This window comes from Roseateles sp. GW821-FHT09G03 (assembly GCF_059416045.1).
In genome coordinates, this window is the sequence record NZ_JBWKOK010000007.1 from 198,264 (window position 1) to 214,189 (window position 15,926).

At 67.5% G+C, this 15,926-nt stretch carries 11 protein-coding genes; 3 read left to right on the plus strand and 8 right to left on the minus strand.

The features are described from left to right. Positions 1-450: 450 nt before the first annotated feature. The 6 genes from AC07OZ_RS23895 to AC07OZ_RS23920 form a co-directional block, all read right to left on the minus strand. Positions 451-876 carry a DUF4279 domain-containing protein gene (locus AC07OZ_RS23895; RefSeq protein WP_495469563.1) on the minus strand — a complete coding sequence of 142 codons (426 nt, stop codon included), beginning with the start codon at positions 874-876 and terminating at the stop codon, positions 451-453. Then, a complete protein-coding gene (locus tag AC07OZ_RS23900; protein ID WP_495469564.1) occupies positions 873-3,140 on the minus strand; it encodes an RHS repeat-associated core domain-containing protein in 2,268 nt (755 codons plus the stop codon). The genes AC07OZ_RS23895 and AC07OZ_RS23900 overlap by 4 nt, the downstream gene beginning before the upstream one ends. A 3-nt stretch (positions 3,141-3,143) precedes the next feature. Continuing rightward, the gene (locus tag AC07OZ_RS23905; RefSeq protein WP_495469565.1) at positions 3,144-5,690 is read right to left on the minus strand and encodes an RHS repeat domain-containing protein; all 2,547 of its coding nucleotides are present in this window, start codon (positions 5,688-5,690) and stop codon (positions 3,144-3,146) included. Between the two features lie 315 nt (positions 5,691-6,005). Next, positions 6,006-7,925: a S8 family peptidase gene (locus AC07OZ_RS23910; protein WP_495469566.1), complete on the minus strand. Its 1,920-nt coding sequence runs from the start codon at positions 7,923-7,925 to the stop codon at positions 6,006-6,008. Positions 7,926-7,938: 13 nt separating this feature from the next. After that, the gene (locus AC07OZ_RS23915) at positions 7,939-8,640 is read right to left on the minus strand and encodes a DVUA0089 family protein (protein WP_495469567.1); all 702 of its coding nucleotides are present in this window, start codon (positions 8,638-8,640) and stop codon (positions 7,939-7,941) included. A gap of 279 nt (positions 8,641-8,919) precedes the next feature. Then, the gene (locus AC07OZ_RS23920; protein ID WP_495469568.1) at positions 8,920-10,014 is read right to left on the minus strand and encodes an AraC family transcriptional regulator; all 1,095 of its coding nucleotides are present in this window, start codon (positions 10,012-10,014) and stop codon (positions 8,920-8,922) included. Between the two features lie 77 nt (positions 10,015-10,091). On the opposite strand from AC07OZ_RS23920, the gene AC07OZ_RS23925 reads away from it, so the two are divergent. Together AC07OZ_RS23925 and curA are read left to right on the plus strand one after the other, a co-directional pair. Beyond that, a complete protein-coding gene (locus AC07OZ_RS23925; RefSeq protein ID WP_495469569.1) occupies positions 10,092-11,324 on the plus strand; it encodes an MFS transporter in 1,233 nt (410 codons plus the stop codon). A gap of 71 nt (positions 11,325-11,395) precedes the next feature. Beyond that, on the plus strand, positions 11,396-12,469 hold the full coding sequence (gene curA / locus AC07OZ_RS23930) for an NADPH-dependent curcumin/dihydrocurcumin reductase (protein WP_495469570.1): 1,074 nt from the start codon (positions 11,396-11,398) through the stop codon (positions 12,467-12,469). Between the two features lie 119 nt (positions 12,470-12,588). On the opposite strand, the gene AC07OZ_RS23935 is transcribed toward curA, so the two are convergent. After that, positions 12,589-13,530 (minus strand): AraC family transcriptional regulator, encoded by a 942-nt coding sequence (locus AC07OZ_RS23935; RefSeq protein ID WP_495469571.1) that lies wholly within the window; start codon positions 13,528-13,530, stop codon positions 12,589-12,591. A gap of 233 nt (positions 13,531-13,763) precedes the next feature. On the opposite strand from AC07OZ_RS23935, the gene AC07OZ_RS23940 reads away from it, so the two are divergent. Next, entirely contained in the window at positions 13,764-14,300 is a 537-nt protein-coding gene (locus tag AC07OZ_RS23940) for a carboxymuconolactone decarboxylase family protein (protein ID WP_495469572.1), read from the plus strand. Between the two features lie 62 nt (positions 14,301-14,362). Here the strand turns inward: AC07OZ_RS23940 and AC07OZ_RS23945 are convergent, their stop codons facing one another. Next, entirely contained in the window at positions 14,363-15,919 is a 1,557-nt protein-coding gene (locus AC07OZ_RS23945; protein ID WP_495469573.1) for a methyl-accepting chemotaxis protein, read from the minus strand. Positions 15,920-15,926 lie beyond the last annotated feature (7 nt).

The window sequence follows — 15,926 nt, forward strand, 5'->3', positions numbered from 1 at the left end:
TCCCGGGTTCGCAGGGGTCCATAGCAAGAATGGGTCCCGGGTCGGCCTCCCGGCCGTCCGGAGACCCCATGAACAAGGGGGATGCGCCCGGTAAAGACAACGTCGGAAACGCGCTCCGGACGCTCATTGCAACGGCTTGAAAAAGCCGTCAGCAGACGAGGCGGGAAGGCGGCGACGGGCACGCGGAAGTGGATGTGAGGTCGAGCCTTCAAGACGTCACGTCAGCACGATCACGGAGCGTCAAGGCGTGCCTGAGGCACATGGTGCACGTCGCCCAAGTTCATGCTTCTACTTGGCGGAAGGAGGTCTCAATGAGGGCGATCAAGTCATCCCGACTTGTGCGCCGCACCTCAAGGCTCTTGCACGCTATCAGCGGGGCTCCCGCGCCCTGCCCCCCATGGCTTGACGGGGTTGCAGCCCACCTCCAATCGGCCAAGTCGAAAGCCGTTTCTACTCGTCAGAAAAATAATTATCAATACTGAGAGGAACACCAAACCCTCCCAACTCGGCGAGCAGGGTCGACGAAAGCGTTGGCCCGCCATCAAAAGAATTTTGAAAGTGCCCACACCACCATACACCGTCGAATTGTTCTGACAACAAGAGAATCTCCGACTTCCTCGAATCTAGTGTATTGAGAAGAAAGGCAAGCCCCTCCTCCAGAGCAAACCATTCAGGCTGAAAGTCGATCTCACCTCGACCGTTGTATGCCCAGAATGGGCGTCGCCGCCTAACTTGGGATTCAACTTCATTCCGTGTAGAGAAGTGGCTTGGCTGCAAATGCAGTCGCGATGTAATTTCAAGCGGATCCAAATCATCACCGGAGAATCGAAGCTCTACGGTATATACGTGCGATGCAGTCAATTTATTTAAACTCATGGTATTGCCGCATTGGCTGGGATAGTGGGCCAAAGTGGTGGAAGCAGAGAGGGCACCATACGCAAGCACCGATAAACCACATATGCAGTTCCACCAATAAACACCGTCGTTGCAACCTTCTTGCAATCCTCTCCACAAGCAGGCCCGGACACCGGGGTTGAAGTAGGTGCTGCCGCCGCTGGCGCTGGCGGCGGCGGCGGCCCGCCACAACCATTCTTTCCATCTGGCTTGCCGTAAAGGATCCACTCCGCGTGAGCATCAGCAAGTTCAGTCCTCGTGGCGTCTGTTCTATCGTTAGGATCCTTTATACATTGATGAAACCAGCGTTGAAAGTTTCTATCTGTATATTCCCACCATTGGCCTGTCTTGCCGCCCTGCCTTACATTTCCCAACGGATCCACATAACTCAGCGGATCCGCTTCAACATATGCGTAAGTATTGATGCCGCCTCGCAATCCAATTGGGTCACTTTGGACATACCGCCCCATTGTCCCATCGTAGTCCCGGAAGTAGTTGTAGCTCAGCCCCGACTCCTTGTCGAAGTACTGGCCGGGGAAGCGCAGGTTAAGCGTCACCGGCGCGAGGCCGCCGGGCGCCTCTTCCGGCGCTGTCGTTCCGAACGGCTCGCTGATCCAGCGCCAGCGACCGCCGTTGTTCTTGTCGACCATCACGCGCGGTGCGCCGAGGTGGTCCGAGAACACGTAGAGCACCTCCGGATCCTGCGACGCGCCGTGAAGCACGGCGACCGGAATGCCGCCCAGCCACACGTACTCTTGTGAGGGTGTCGTGCCCGAGTACTGGCCGAGCAGCTGCCCGTTCTGGTCGTAGTTGAAGTGCGTGGTGGTCGAGCCCGACACCTTGCGCACTCGCTGCCCACCCGCGTCGTAGCTGTAGGTCGTCGTCACCCCGGACTTCGTGATCGTCCCCATCCGGCCATCGAGGCCGTAGGTCGTCGTGTACGCGAGCCCGGTGTCGCTCAGCGTGTTGCCCATCGCGTCGTAGCCGAAGCCGCGCGTGGGGTTGCTGATGCTCGTGAGGCGGTTGCTCGTCGCCTCGGTGGCGTAGGCCCGAGCCGTGCCGTTGAGCGTGACGCCGGTCCGGTTGCCGTTGGCGTCGTAGCCGATGCTCCAGCTTAAGGTGGGCGTGACGATGCCGGTCAGGCGGCCAAGCTCGTCGTAGCCGAAGCTCTGGTTGAGCGACTGGGCCTCTGCGGTGGCCTGTCCGGTCGTCGCGTCCAGGTGCGTGTAGCTGACGATGCGATCCGCCGCGTCGTAGGTGATGTCGCGCACTCGCGAGTTCAGCGAGTAACGGACGATCCGGCCGTATTGGTCGAAGACCCGTTCGATGGGCTTTGGGCCAGCAGTGAGCTGAATGTTCCAGCTGCGTGCCGGACCGAAGGGCTCCCACTGGATGCCGGTGATCAGCGGCTGTGCGGCGCTCGACACGTCCTTGGCCAGGCTCATGCTCACCGGCAGGCCGGCGTCGTACTGGATGGTCAGCACGCGGCCCGACGGGTAGGTGATGCTGGTGACGTGGTCGGCCAAGTCATAGCCGTAGCGCGTGGTGAAGACCGCCGTCCCCACCGTCTGGATCACCGTGATCACGCGGCCCTTGGCGTCGTAGCCGTACTTCGTGTTGCCCGCGGTACCCGTGGCCGTCGTGAGCCGGCCGATGCCGGCACCGAAGTCACCGCCGGTCTGGTCGTAGGTCCACGCGTAGCTCTGCGTCGTCTGGCCGCTCTGCGTGTACACCGCCGAAGTCATGCGGTCGAGGGCGTCATAGCCATAGGTCGCCAGGACGCCGCGGCTGTCCGTGCGGGTGAGCAGGATCCCTTCGGCGTCGTAGGTGCTGTTGGCAGTGCCCGTGTCCGGGCTCACCAGCTGAGTGAGGTCTCCCAGCCCGTTGCGCTGATACGAGGTCACCAGGCTGCGAGGATCGGTGACCTGCTTCAGCTGATCGATGCCGTCGTAACCCAGTTGCGTCACGCCGTTGCGCGCGTCCGTGCTGGTCTTGACGCGGTCCAACGGGTCGTACGCGTTGGTGGTCGCGAAGCCGAAGCCGCTCACCCCCTTGGCCTTGATGACCTTGGTCGGATTGCCCTTGGCGTCGTACTCGTAGTCGGTGACCGGTGCCGGAGAGACTGGCGGAGGCGGCAACGTCGCGGCATGGGCGATCGGTGCGAGAGCCCCGATCAGACCGATGAGCGCAGCCACGGCGGATGCGAGTGTGCTCCGGCACTTCGAGTGCCTGTCGATGCGGTTCATGGCTTACTCCCTCCCCGTCGTCTGTTGCGCCCGACCCAGCGCATCGAACGCGCGGCTCATCGTCCGCTTGAGCGCTCCATCCGGGTCCTTGGCCACTTCATTGGTTTTGTTGCCGCTCTGGTCGAGCGTGTACTCGATGCGATTGCCCCGCGTGTCCGACGCGGCGACGAGTCGATGCGCATCGTCGTACTCGTAGTTCACGGCGCTGCCATCCGGCTGGGACGACTTCTTGAGCAGGCCGGTGGGCCAGTACTCGTAGGTCGTCGTCGAGCCCGCAGTGGTCACCGACGTCAGCCGTTGACGGAGGTCATAGACGTAGGTCGTCGTTGTTGCGTTGGCATCCACCGTCTCGAGCGGCTTGCCGTAAGCGTCGTAGCGCAGGAAATTCGTGACGTGTCCGGCGGCGTTCTGCGATGACTTCAAGTCGCCCTTCGTGTGATCGGCCGTCGTGTCGGCGTAGTACTCATTCGTGAGCACGACCCGGTTGCGCGAGTCGGTCTCCGTCAAGACCTGACCCGTCGCGTTGTAGGTCCAGCTCGTCGCGCGAGCGGGCACGCCGGACTGAAGCGTGGCGTTAAAGCCGAGCGCTCCGGTCTCATCGGTCGTCGCCTGCTCGACGCGCTTGCACAGCACCACGATGGGTTTGCCGTCCGGCAGCTTTGCGTCGGTCGGCGCGCAGCTCGCCACCACATTGCCGTTGAACGGATCAGGCTGGCCGTTGTACACCAGCGTGGTGATGCGGCGAGGCTCCGCGGTTTTGGTCTTCAGGCGCCAGTCGGGATGCCATTGCGAAGTCACCAGGCGCGCCCCAACCGGCATGGACGACGCATTGACGCCAGTGCATGCTGTCGCGCTCGTGAGCCCTTCGAAACGCCTCAATTCGAGTCCGCGAGTCGCGTCGTAGGCCATGCAGCTGCGGCCGCCATTGAAGTCATCGCTTTGGACGACGTTGCCTGCCGCATCGAAGACGGCGTTCGACGTCGACGCCTCGCAACCGGCACCGGCGGGCTGGGAGCGCGACGTCACCATGGCGGAGCGTCCGACCACAGCTCCGCCCAGCACCGACTCGACACCGTCAGGCGAGGTCACCCGCGCTTGTGTTGCCGTCGGCATCGCCTGCGGCTGAATCCGGATGATGACGTCGAGCGCCGGATCGTAGTACTCCTGCGGCGCCGGATCGGGCGGTGCCGAATCCCAGCGGATCGTCCAGGGCGCCAGCGATCCGGTCTGCGTCTCCACCGCGCGGCCGGCGTTGTCATACCGGTACGTTCCGATGCGACCTCCGCCTTCATCGAGGCGCCCCGTCAAGAGAACCGGGAAGCTGGAGTTCTCATACAGATACTCGCGCGACTTCTGGTCCGCGTAGGTCACAGACGTCAGGTTGCCGATCGCGTCGTACGCGATCCGCAATGGCAGGCCTGCCGGATCAGTGACCTGCTCGATCGCCGAGTACTTCTTGTCCACCGACTTGTACTGGAATGAGACGGTCCTCCCCGACTCGTCCGTGACTCTGTCGATCAGGTAACGATCTTCGAGTTGACCGGTCGTCGCGGGGTGCACCGAACCGGTGAAGTCCAGCCGCCGCCCGTCGATGTAGGCGATGCTGACCAGCTTGTAGTCCTCGTAGCGGTAGACCTCGATGGCTCCAGTCTGAACGTCCCGATAGAGCCAGTAATACGACGATCCCACGGACTTGCCGACCGGCATCGGATCCCGCTGACTGGCGTCATCGCTTCCCACATCCTGCCGGAATCGCTTCCACACGCCGCCCTCGCGCTGATACAGATAGACGGCATACCCATGGTCGGACTCATACATGCCTTGCCGATGGAGATTGCTGAACCAGCGGCGGCCGAATGAATGCGCCCCACCCTCCTGGAGTGTCCAACCCTCCATCGGCTGCGTTCCCACGTAGGTCATCGAGAGCGAATGCCCTCGTCCCCACGTCAGCAACGGCTCCGTCTGGCGTTTGATGCCGGTCAGCACGTCAACCGGATTGCCGACGTTCGGTGAACCGATGCGGGCAGGACAACTCGACGGCGCTGCCGTCCCGAACTTGTCGAGGACCGGCTTGCAGGACGAGGTCGTACTGCCGATCGGCGCCTTCTTGTTGTACTCGCCGCAAAGCAGCAGCGCAGTGAGCGTGCCCGACATCTCGCTGCCCACCTTGACCACACCGTCGGGATAAAAGTAGGTGTACGAGCTGACGTAGTCGCACAGCATCGTGATGCCAGGCCGGGCCAAATTGCGCCAGAGCGCACACGACTTGCCAACGAATGAGGCCGTGGTCTTGTAGCTCCCGAGGTCGCGCGGAACCTGTCCGTTCTGGTTGGCGGAAGCAATGACGGCCGCCAGCGCGGCTTCCGCACTGTCGTAGCAATTGAACGTGAGCTCATTCGGGTAATAGGAGCCGATGTTGGCGGTCTGCCCATTGAGTGACCAGCAGTCCCTGGCTGCCATCGCCGGCAATACGAAAAAGCCTAAACCGATGGCGATCAATAGGCAGCGGAAGGCCTTGGCGGCCGAGAAGCGTCTTGTTGCATCGCTCACGCGATCTCTCCCGAAGTGACAGGTCTTGCCATCCAGGAAGTCGCAGACAGACGCGCGCGCCCATCCCTTGACCGCCCGGCGGACGTCTGTCGCGTCCGATGCCGTGCGGCCCCCTCCCTGCATTGGTCGGCGGCGATTCTGCCAGCGTGAATCCTGAGCCTCCGTGACACCCCCAACAGGGTGGATCCCGTGCGCTTGTCGCCGTCGGAGCCCTCGTCTTCGGCCCCCAAAAGAACAAGGCCGCCGACCTTTCGGACGGCGGCCTCGGCGGCCTTTACGCGTCCCGGACAGGACCGGGACGGCGGGCGGTGTCGATCAGGGCAGCTTGTTCAACGCATTCACCGCGTCGATCAGGCCGAAGCCGTCGTACAGGCTCCAGCCCTTGACCGCGGCACCGCCGGAGAACGGGATCACCCGCGCCGCCGGCGTCGTCTGCAGGATGCTCTTGATCTGCTTGGGCGTCAGCGAGCCAGGGCCGCCAGCCTTCTGCAGCATCAGTGCCGCGACGCCGGCCGCGTGCGGAGCCGCCGCGCTGGTGCCGAAGAAGTTGTTGAAGCCGTCGCCTTCGTAATCCGAGTTCGGGAAGAAGAAGGTCGTGTTGCCGCCGTCCGGCGCGGCGATGTCGGGCTTCTTGCGGGTCTCGGGCACCGCCAGGCGGTTGCCGGCGGCATCGAACGCGATCGTCACCGGGCCGGGGCTGCTGAAGCTCTCGAACGCGGGGATGAACGGGCTCTGCTGCGTCGCCGGGAAGCTGTAGCGGTAGGCCGCCACGCTGTTGGCGCCGGCCGCGGCGCTGTGGCCGAAGGTCGTCGGGCTGCTGCGCACCTGGAACGGCGTGCCGCCCCAGCCTTCCAGGCTGACGATCCGCACGCGCGACGCCAGCTTGGTGCCGGCGCTCGTGCGGCCGACCATGATGCGGTAGGTGCCGCTGGCGCCGCCCGACAGGCCGACGATCTCCTCGCCGAAGTCCGCCGCGATGTTGTTGGTCGCGAACGTGAACACGCAGTTGCCAGCCGAGTTGATCAGGTAGAAGTTCAGGTCGGTCGTGACCTTGCCCTGATAGAAGAGATCGTCCCACTGCAGCAGCAGCGTCGAGCCCGCGCCGTTGTAGTTCACCGGCAGCGCGTAGGTGCCGCCGCCGAAGTCCAGGAAGCCGCCGCCCTGGTTGGCCTTGGTGCTGCCGGAAGCCGGCGAGCTGGTGCAGGTGTTCAGCGACGCCAGGTTGACGTTGCCCAGGTTGGACGGCGTGGTCGAGAAGGTCGCGACCGGCACGTCGATCGCGCCGCCGCCGCCGGCCGAGCCCTGGTTGCCCGCCGACGAGAAGTACGAGACCGGACGGCCCGCCAGCGTCGTGCTGTTGACGACATCGTTGACCGCCTGCGCGACCTGGCCGTCGGAGAAGAAGGGCTCGTCGTAGTAGAAGACGTCGTCGACGATCACGTCGGCGCGGCAGGCGGGTTCCGTGCGCAGCCGGCGGATGTTGTCGGCGAAGGCGGCCTCGCCGGCGAAGGCGGTGGCGAAGCACTGGTCCGCGCCCGGGGCCACGTCCTGCACGATCTGCATCATCGCGCGGCCTTCATCGGTGTTGCTCGGATCGGCACCGATGTCGAGGACCCACTTCGGCGGACGCAGGTCGCCGGAAGCGATGTCGTTGGCGGCACGCACCGTGGTGAAGCTCAGCGGCGATCCGTCGTAGGAGTCCGACAGCACGCCGACCGTGATGCCCGCGCCGGTCCAGCCGGCGGCGTTGGCGACGTTGCTGCGCAGCACCGGCGCGCCTTGCGAGGTCGTCAGGCCCACGTTCTTGTGCGGACGGCGCGTCAGCTTGGCCAGGTGCAGACCGTCGGTAACGGACAGCGCGGCCAGCGCGGATGTCGGCACGTAGGCCGAGATCGCGCCGTTGTTGAAGGCACGGTTGACGCCGGTCACCTGCGCGCCGGACGCCTCGAGCTGGGCCTTGAAGTCGTCGATCGACGTGCCGGCCTCGAGGTAGATGTCGACCAGCACGCGGCCTTGCGAGTCGGTCAGCGACTTGACGTAGGGCTTGATCTCATCGGTGTCGACGGCCAGCGAGCGCAGTTGGCGGCGCGACTGCTGGTCGACGAGGTCGGACAGCGCGCCGTCGAGCTTGGCGTGCTGCGCATAGGCGCCGCCGCAGGCGGCCAGGGCCAGCAGCGCGCTCAGGACGCGCAGACGCGGGGCGGTGCGGGAAGCGGTACGGTTGGAAGTCGTCATGATGGGCGGCTCCTCAGGCTTGTGCGGTGGTGACGGGCTTGCGGCGGCGGATCAGGCCGGCCACGCCGAGGGCGGCGCCGGCCAGCAGCAGGCTGCCGGGCTCGGGCACGTCGGAGGCCGCGGCGGCGCTCGCGCCCACCAGCTGGATCTCGTACTCGCCGAACTCGCTGGTCAGGCTGCTCCAGCCGGTCAGCGGGCCGGCGCCGGGGTTGGCGGCGACGTTGCCGCCCGCGCCCAGCAGCGACGGGAAGATCGGCGAGCCGCCGCTCACCGGCGTGTAGCTCGCGCCGGTGATGGCCAGGTAGTACAGGCCGCTCACGGTCGGGATGTAGTTGCTCAGGGTCGACTGCGAGCCGCCCACGATGCCATCGTCGTCGTTGCCGATCAGGCCCTTGCCCGCGGCGTCGAACAGGTACAGCACCGTGTCGAAGAAATTGAAGTCCAGGCCCGTCGACGCGGTGGTCGTGGCGGAGAACGCCGTGCCCGCGGTCAGGTAGATCGCGAACAGGTCCGCGTCGCCGTCGATCGAGCCCTGGATCGCATCGATTGGGCCGCCGCCCAGGAAGGTCTTGGCCGTGATGATGGTCTCGCCGGCGTCGCCGCCTTCGATGAAGACTGCGGCGGCCTGCGCGGACGTCGCCGCGCCGAAGGCCAGGGCTGCGATCGGCAGCCAGGTGTTCTTGAAGCTCTTCAAGCTCTTGATTCGCGTGAACATCGGACGTTCCCCCTGAAAGGTGTGGACACCCCGCGCGGCACAACCACGCTCGGTGCGGTGCTGAACAGAGGGAACGATGCACAAGCTGTGCCAAGTGTCACGATATTTCGAGGTACGTTGCAGGAAACCCCGATGGCATCGGCACTTGCGAACGTCGTGCGGCGTACACCCCGATCCATGGGGGATCCCCGCGACACGGGGGTGTAAAGGCCGCCGACTCCGGGTTAGCCCGAGTCGTACGACGTCCTGCGCCGGCGTGCCCGGCCGTGCCGTGCGACGTCAGCCGGTGGGGCGCGCGGCGGAGCGCCGCAACGCGCCGGGCGGCTGGCCCACGATGCGCTTGAACGCGCGGCTGAACGAGGCCTCCGAGTCATAACCGAGCCGGTCCGCCGCGACGGCGACGCGCATGCCCTCGTGCGCGATCCACTGACGGGCCTGGAACATCTTGACCTTGGCGACGTATTTCGCCGGACTCTCGCCGACCGTCTTGGTGAAGGCCTCGGCGAAGCGCGAGCGCGAGGCGCCCATCAGGCCGGCCAGCTCCGGCACGCTCCAGTCGCGTTCGGGCTCGTTGTGGATCGCGGCGATCACCTTGCCGATGCCGGGGCACTGCACGGCCGCGATCCAGCCGCTGGCGTCGTTGCAGGCGCATTCCACCCAGGCGCGGATGATGGTGGCAGCCAGCACGTCGGCCAGCCGCGCGAGGATCCCGCAGGCGCCGATGCGGTCCAGCGCCACTTCGCGTTCCATCGCCTCGAGCAGCGTCGGCACCGTCGGGTCGCGGCGCGCCAGGTCGTTGGCGCGCATCGCATCCGGCATCATCGCCAGCAGCGGATGCAGCGGGTCCAGATTGAAGCGCATCGCGCCGCAGAACATGACGTCGGGCGGTTCCTCGCCCGACGCAGCCTCCGCATCGGCCTCCTGATCGGCCCCCGCAACGACTGTCGCATCGGCTCCGCTCCGGGTCGCGGTGCCGGCGCGTGCGCCGGCCAAGGCCACCGCCTCCGCGCCGACCAGGTAGATGTCCTCCGCGACCGCGCGGCGCGCGATCGAATCGATCTCCACCGCCGGCAGGTCCGGCGCGCTCGCCAGCACATGGGCGCTGCCGCGCGGCAGCAGCACGGCGTCGCCGGCATTCAGCTGCACCCAGTCGCTGCCCGGCGTCTTCAGCCACGCGATGCCGCGCGCGAGGAAATGGAAACGCGCCTCCTTGCGCGCCGGGAAGGCGATCGCCCATGGCGCGCGCAACAGGCAGCGGCCGTACTCGACGCCCTCCAGCCGCAGCCCCAGCAGGATCTGCGTCAGCAGGTCGGCGGGCTTCAGCGGGGTCGGCGGCAGCGGCTCCACGGGGACTCTGGAGGAATCGTCATGCATTTCGGCTCTTCCGGCATGGAAACGCCTGAATCCTACCCATAAGCTGAAGACCATTCCCACTGTCCCTCTACCCAGCCGTGTCTTCCACCTGCACCGACTGCCTCGACGCCCCTCACACCCCGGCGGCCTCCCCCGCCCCTGCCGCCCCCGCTGCCGAGGAACACGCCCACTGGGCCGCGATCGCCTCGTTGACCATCGGCGTCTTCGGTCTGGTGACGGCGGAGTTCCTCCCCGCCAGCCTGCTCACCGCGATGGCGGCCGACCTGAACATCAGCGCCGGCGCCGCCGGCCAGACCGTCACGGCGACCGCGCTGGTCGGCGCCGTGGCGGCGCCCTCGATCCCGCTGCTGACGAAGCGCTTCGACCGGCGCCTCGTCCTGATCGCGCTGACCTTGCTGCTGGTGCTGTCCAACGTCATGGCCGTCACCGCCTCCAGCCTGGGCGTGCTGCTCGCGGCGCGCGTGATCCTGGGTGTGGCGCTGGGCGGCTTCTGGTCAATGGCCGCGGCCCTGGCGATGCGGCTCGTGCCCATGCACCTGTTCGCGCGGGCCATGTCGGTCATCCTGGCCGGCGTCTCGGTCGCGACCGTCTGCGCCGCGCCCATCGGCGCGTGGATGGGCGAGATGTGGGGCTGGCGCAGCGCCTTCGTCGCGGCGGGCGCGCTCAGCCTCGTCACGCTGGCGGCGCAACTCCTGACCCTGCCCAAGCTGCCCCCGAAGGACAACCCCAACCTGCGCGTCCTCGGCGAACTGCTCACCCGCCCCGGCGTGCGCGTCGCGCTGCTGGCGGTGCTGCTCGTCATCTCCGGCCACTTCGCCGGCTTCACCTACATCCGGCCGCTGATGGAGAACATCACCCACCTGCCGGTCTCGATGATCTCGGCGGTGCTGCTCGGCTACGGCATCGGCGGCTTCTTCGGCAACCTCGTCGGCGGCTTCCTCGCCGAACGCAGCGAGCGGCGCGCCATCGTCGCCGGCGGCTCGCTGATCGTGGTCCTCGCGGCCGCCCTGCTGATGGCGGGCAGCTCGACCTGGGTCACCGCAGTGGCGGTCGTGCTCTGGGGCTTCGCCTTCGGCGCCTTCCCGGTCGGCTTCCAGACCTGGATCGTGCGCGCGGCGCCGGACCAGGCCGAAGGCGCGGGCGGCCTGCTCGTCGCCGCCTTCCAGATCGCCATCGCCAGCGGCGCCATCGGCGGCGGGATGCTGGTGGACCACATCGGCGCGCTCGGCGGCCCGACCTTCGCGGCGGCGGCCATCACCTTGGGCACGCTGCTCACGCTGCGCCACGGACCGCGCGTCGCGAAGGCCTGACGCGCAAGGCCTCGGCCGCCTCGATGTCCCTGGCGTCCCTGACGTCCTTCGATCACTGGAAAGGCTTTCGCATGACCGCCTCTTCGACTTCGACACCTGCTTCGGCGCCGACCCTCAACCGCCGCATCGTGCTGGCGGCCCGCCCTGCGGGACGGCCAGTGCCGGAGAACTTCCGCCTCGAGTCGCAGCCTATCCCCGCTCCCACTGAGGGTCAGGTATTGCTTCGAACGCTCTACCTGTCGCTGGACCCGTACATGCGCAACCTGATGGAGGAAGTCGGACCCGGCTACGCGCCGCCGATCGCCCTCGGCGACGTCATCGTCGGCGGCACGGTGAGCCGGGTGGTCGAGTCGCGGCACGCGGACTTTCGCGCCGGAGACCTCGTGCTGTCCAACGCGGGCTGGCAGGACTTCGCGTTGAGCGACGGCAGTGACCTGATCGCGTTGGGCGACATGACGCGGCCCTCGCTCGCGCTGGGCGCGGCAGGCATGCCCGGGTTCACCGCGCATGTCGGTCTCACCGAGATCGGACGCCCGCGCGCTGGCGAGACCGTGGTGGTCGGCGCCGCGACGGGCGCGGTCGGCGCAATGGTGGGGCAACTGGCGAAGCGGGCGGGCGCGCGCGTCGTCGGCATCGCCGGCGGCGCGGACAAGACCCGGCACCTGATCGACACCTTCGGTTTCGATGCGGCGGTCGACCGGCGCGATCCGCAGTTTTCCGAGCGCCTGCGCGAAGCAGCACCGGACGGCATCGACGTCTACTTCGAGAGCGTCGGTGGGGAGGTGCTCGACGCGGTGCTGCCGCTGCTGAACATCGGCGCGCGCGTTCCGGTGTGCGGCTTCATCGCGCACTACAACGAGGCCGGCATCGACAACGCGACCGACCCGGACCGTCTGCCGAAGCTGCTGGCGACGGTGCTCCAGAAGCGCGTCCGCATGGAAGGCTTCATCGTCCTGGACCACTACGGCGAAGACATGGCGCGCTTCAAGGCGTTCCAGCGCGAGATGACCGCGGCGATCGCCGCGGGCGAGGTCCGGGCGCTGGAGCATGTCGTCGACGGACTCGAACTCGCCCCGAAGGGTTTGATCGACCTGCTCGACGGTCGCAACATCGGCAAGGCCGTGGTGGCGATCGCTGCGCCGTGAGAGATGTCTGGCCCGCACGCTGCGCTGCCCGTGGGGCCGGAATGATGCTTGGGGTTCGCGGACGCGATGCCCCATGCATCGTGGAGTGCCCGCGCTTGGCCAAGCGGAGTCAGGCGGCCTCAGCCAAGCCGCTGGCGCACCGGGAGCGCCGCGTTGCCGGCCGATGACCCGAGCGTCTCCGCCCCATCGCGCCAAGCGGCCGGCGTCACACCGATCTCCCGTTTGAACGCGCGTTGGAACGCCGCTTCGGAGGCATAACCGACGGCTTCGCCGATGGCGGCTGGCGATTCGCGCCCGGCGCGCAGCCGGCGGGCGGCTTCGGTCATCCGGACCTGCGTCAGGAACTCGGCCGGCGACACGCCCGCCACAGCCTGGAAGCTGCGGATCAGCGACGAGCGCGACAAGGCCGCATGGTCGGCCATCCCGTCGAGGGTCCAGTCCTGCGCCAGGTTCCCGAGGAGGTCGACGACCAGCGCCGCCAGGCGCGGATGCGCGCCGAGCGCGAGGACGCCGGGCGCATCCACGGTCGGTGAGAGGTTCTCTCCCATCGCCGCGCGCAGCGCGACGGCGAAGAGCGCGCCGGACAGGTGTCGCAGCAGGGCCGCACCGCCCTCGCCCGGCGCATCGGCCTCCTCGCGCATCAAGCCCAGCAGCCGCGTCAGGCGCGAGCCGGGCCCCGGCGACCGGACCACCATCGCCGGCGGCAGCAGCGCGCGGATCAGCTTCGCCGACGCGGCGGGGACGATGAAGCGCCCGCACAGCAGCGTGCCCTCGCCGGGACGGTGCAGGCTGGCCGGATCGCGGTCGCGGAGCTGGTGCGCGCCGCCACCGGGGAGCATCAGCACATCGCCGGCGCGCATGGCCGCGGCGCGCAGGCCGTCGGCGTCGACGACGGCCTCGCCGTCGAGCAGCACGTGGAAGGGGATGTGATGGCCGGCCTCGGCCGCTTGCGCCAGTGCCCATCCCACGCCGAGATCGCAGCGGATGTCGAGCCGCCCGTCCACGTCCACCAACGCCAGCAGCCGGTCGAGCAAGCCCGCGCCGTCCTTCCCTTCCACCATCGGCTCTCCTCCCATTGACCGTCGATCGTGCCCGTCGTTCAGGCCCGTCATTCAGGCCCGTCTGAAACGAACGGGCATTAGACAGGCTCGGACGAGCATGGGCGCCGGCGGCGGCGATTTCTACAGTGGAGTCACTGCAGCGATGCAGCGCCGCCCTCCCGGGAAACGCCTTCAGAAGAGGCCTCGACGAACACCCCGGAAATGACGGCCCACCCACTTCGAAAGGAAATGCCATGTCCCGCCTCTCCGCTCCCGCCATCGCCGACGCGCCCGCCGCGGCCCAACCGCTGTTCGACGCCATCCGCAAGAGCGCCGGCAAGGTGCCCAACGCCTACGCGCTGATCGGTTCGCTGAGTCCCGCCGCGCTGAAGGTGGCGCTCGAAGGCGACGCCGCCCTGTCGCGCGGCGCGCTCTCCAAGGTCGACATCGAGGCCATCCGCGTTGCGGTCAGCGCGCAGAACGGCTGTGATTACTGCGTGGCCGCGCACTCGGCCATCGGCAAGATGGTCGGGTTGAAGGGCGATGAGTTGCGCCAGCTGCGCGGCGGCGACAGCGTCGAGGACATCAAGCGCCAGGCGCTGGTCGACTTCGCGCGGCATGTGAGCGCGACGACCGGCACGGTCGCCGCCGAACGTGTGCAGGCCGTGCTCGCTGCGGGCTGGACGTCGGCGCAGGTGGTCGAGGCGCTGCTGACGATCTCGCTGATCGGTTTCACGAATCTCGTGAACCGGGTCAACGACACGGAGGTCGACTTCCCGGTCCCGGTCTGAGCTTGGCGTCGGCTGCTGGCCCTCACCCCTGCCCTCTCCCGCAAGCGGGAGAGGGAGAAAGGTCAGCCGAGCCGGAACTTCGCCACCGACGCGACCAGGGCCTGCGCCTGCTGGCGCAGGCTTTCCGCGGCGGCGGCGGACTCCTCGACCAGCGCAGCGTTCTGCTGCGTCACCTGGTCCATCTGGTTGACCGCCTCGCCGACCTGATTCACGCCCTGCGACTGCTCGCGCGTCGCGCTGCTGATCTCGCCGACGACGTCGGTCACGCGCCCGATCGCCGCGACGATCTCCGTCATCGTGGCGCCGGCCTGCTCCACCAGGCCCGAGCCCTGCTCCACCCGTTCGACGCTGGCGGCGATCAGCGACTTGATCTCCTTGGCCGCCTCCGCGCTGCGTCCCGCCAGCGCGCGGACCTCGGACGCCACCACCGCGAAGCCCTTGCCGTGCTCGCCGGCCCGCGCCGCCTCCACCGCCGCGTTCAGCGCCAGGATGTTGGTCTGGAAGGCGATGCCGTCGATGGTGCCGATGATGTCGGCGATGCGGCGGCTGCTCTCGTCGATGCCGCGCATCGTCTCGACGAACTGCGTCACCACCGCGCCGCCGCGATGCGCCACCTCGCTGGCGGACCGCGCCAGCCGGTCGGCCTGCTGCGCGTTCTCGGAGGTCTGCAGCACCGTCTCGCCCAGCTCGGTCATCGTCGCCGCGGTTTCCTCCAGCGCGCTGGCCTGTTCCTCGGTGCGCTGACTCAGGTCGTGATTGCCCATCGCGATCTGGCCGCTGGCGCTGGCCACCGACTCGCTGCCCTCGCGCACACCGCCGACCACCTGCCGCAGGCCGGTCTGCATGGCCTTCAGCGCCGCGATCAGGCTCCGGTCGTCGCCGGGCCGCACGTGGATCTCGCCGCTGAGGTCGCCTTCCGCGACCTGCCGCACCAGGCGGGCCGCCTCGGCCGGATCACCGCCGAGCTGGCGCCGCACATGCCCCAGCAGCAGCAGCGCCAGCCCGATGGCCACGCCCACCGACACCAGCGTCAGCGACAGGCTCCAGCCGTGCCCGGCGGCATAGCTGCTGGCCGCATCCAGGCGCGACTGCTCACTGCCGGCGGCGTTGTAGTCCGCGCTGCGCTCGATCGCCTTGACCCAGTTGTTGAAGCTGTTGCGGGAATCGGCGCGGAAGAAGGCCTTCGCCTCCGCGTCCGTGCCGTCATTGCGCGAAAGATGCAGCAGCCGTTCCTGCGCCGCGAAGTAGGTGTCGCGCGCGGCGACGACCTCGGCGTAGAGCCGGCGTTCCTCGTCATTGGTGATGAACGGCAGGTAGGCCTTCTCCGCGTCGGCCAGCTCCTTGCGGGCGTGCGCGATGTTGCGTTCGATCTGCGCCATCTCCTGCGGGTCGTCGGACAGCAGATGGTCCGGCTCCATGCGCCGGATCTGGTTGGCCTTCACGCGGATCGCCGCCATGTTCTGGATGCTGGGCAACCAGTCCTCGGCGATCTCGTTCGTGCTGTCATGCACGCGGTTGAGTTGCAGCAGGCCCATGCCGCCGACCAGCGCGCACAGCGCCACCAGCATCACGAAGGACACGGTCAACTGCGTGGACAAACGCCAGGTGCCGATGTTCATTGGATCT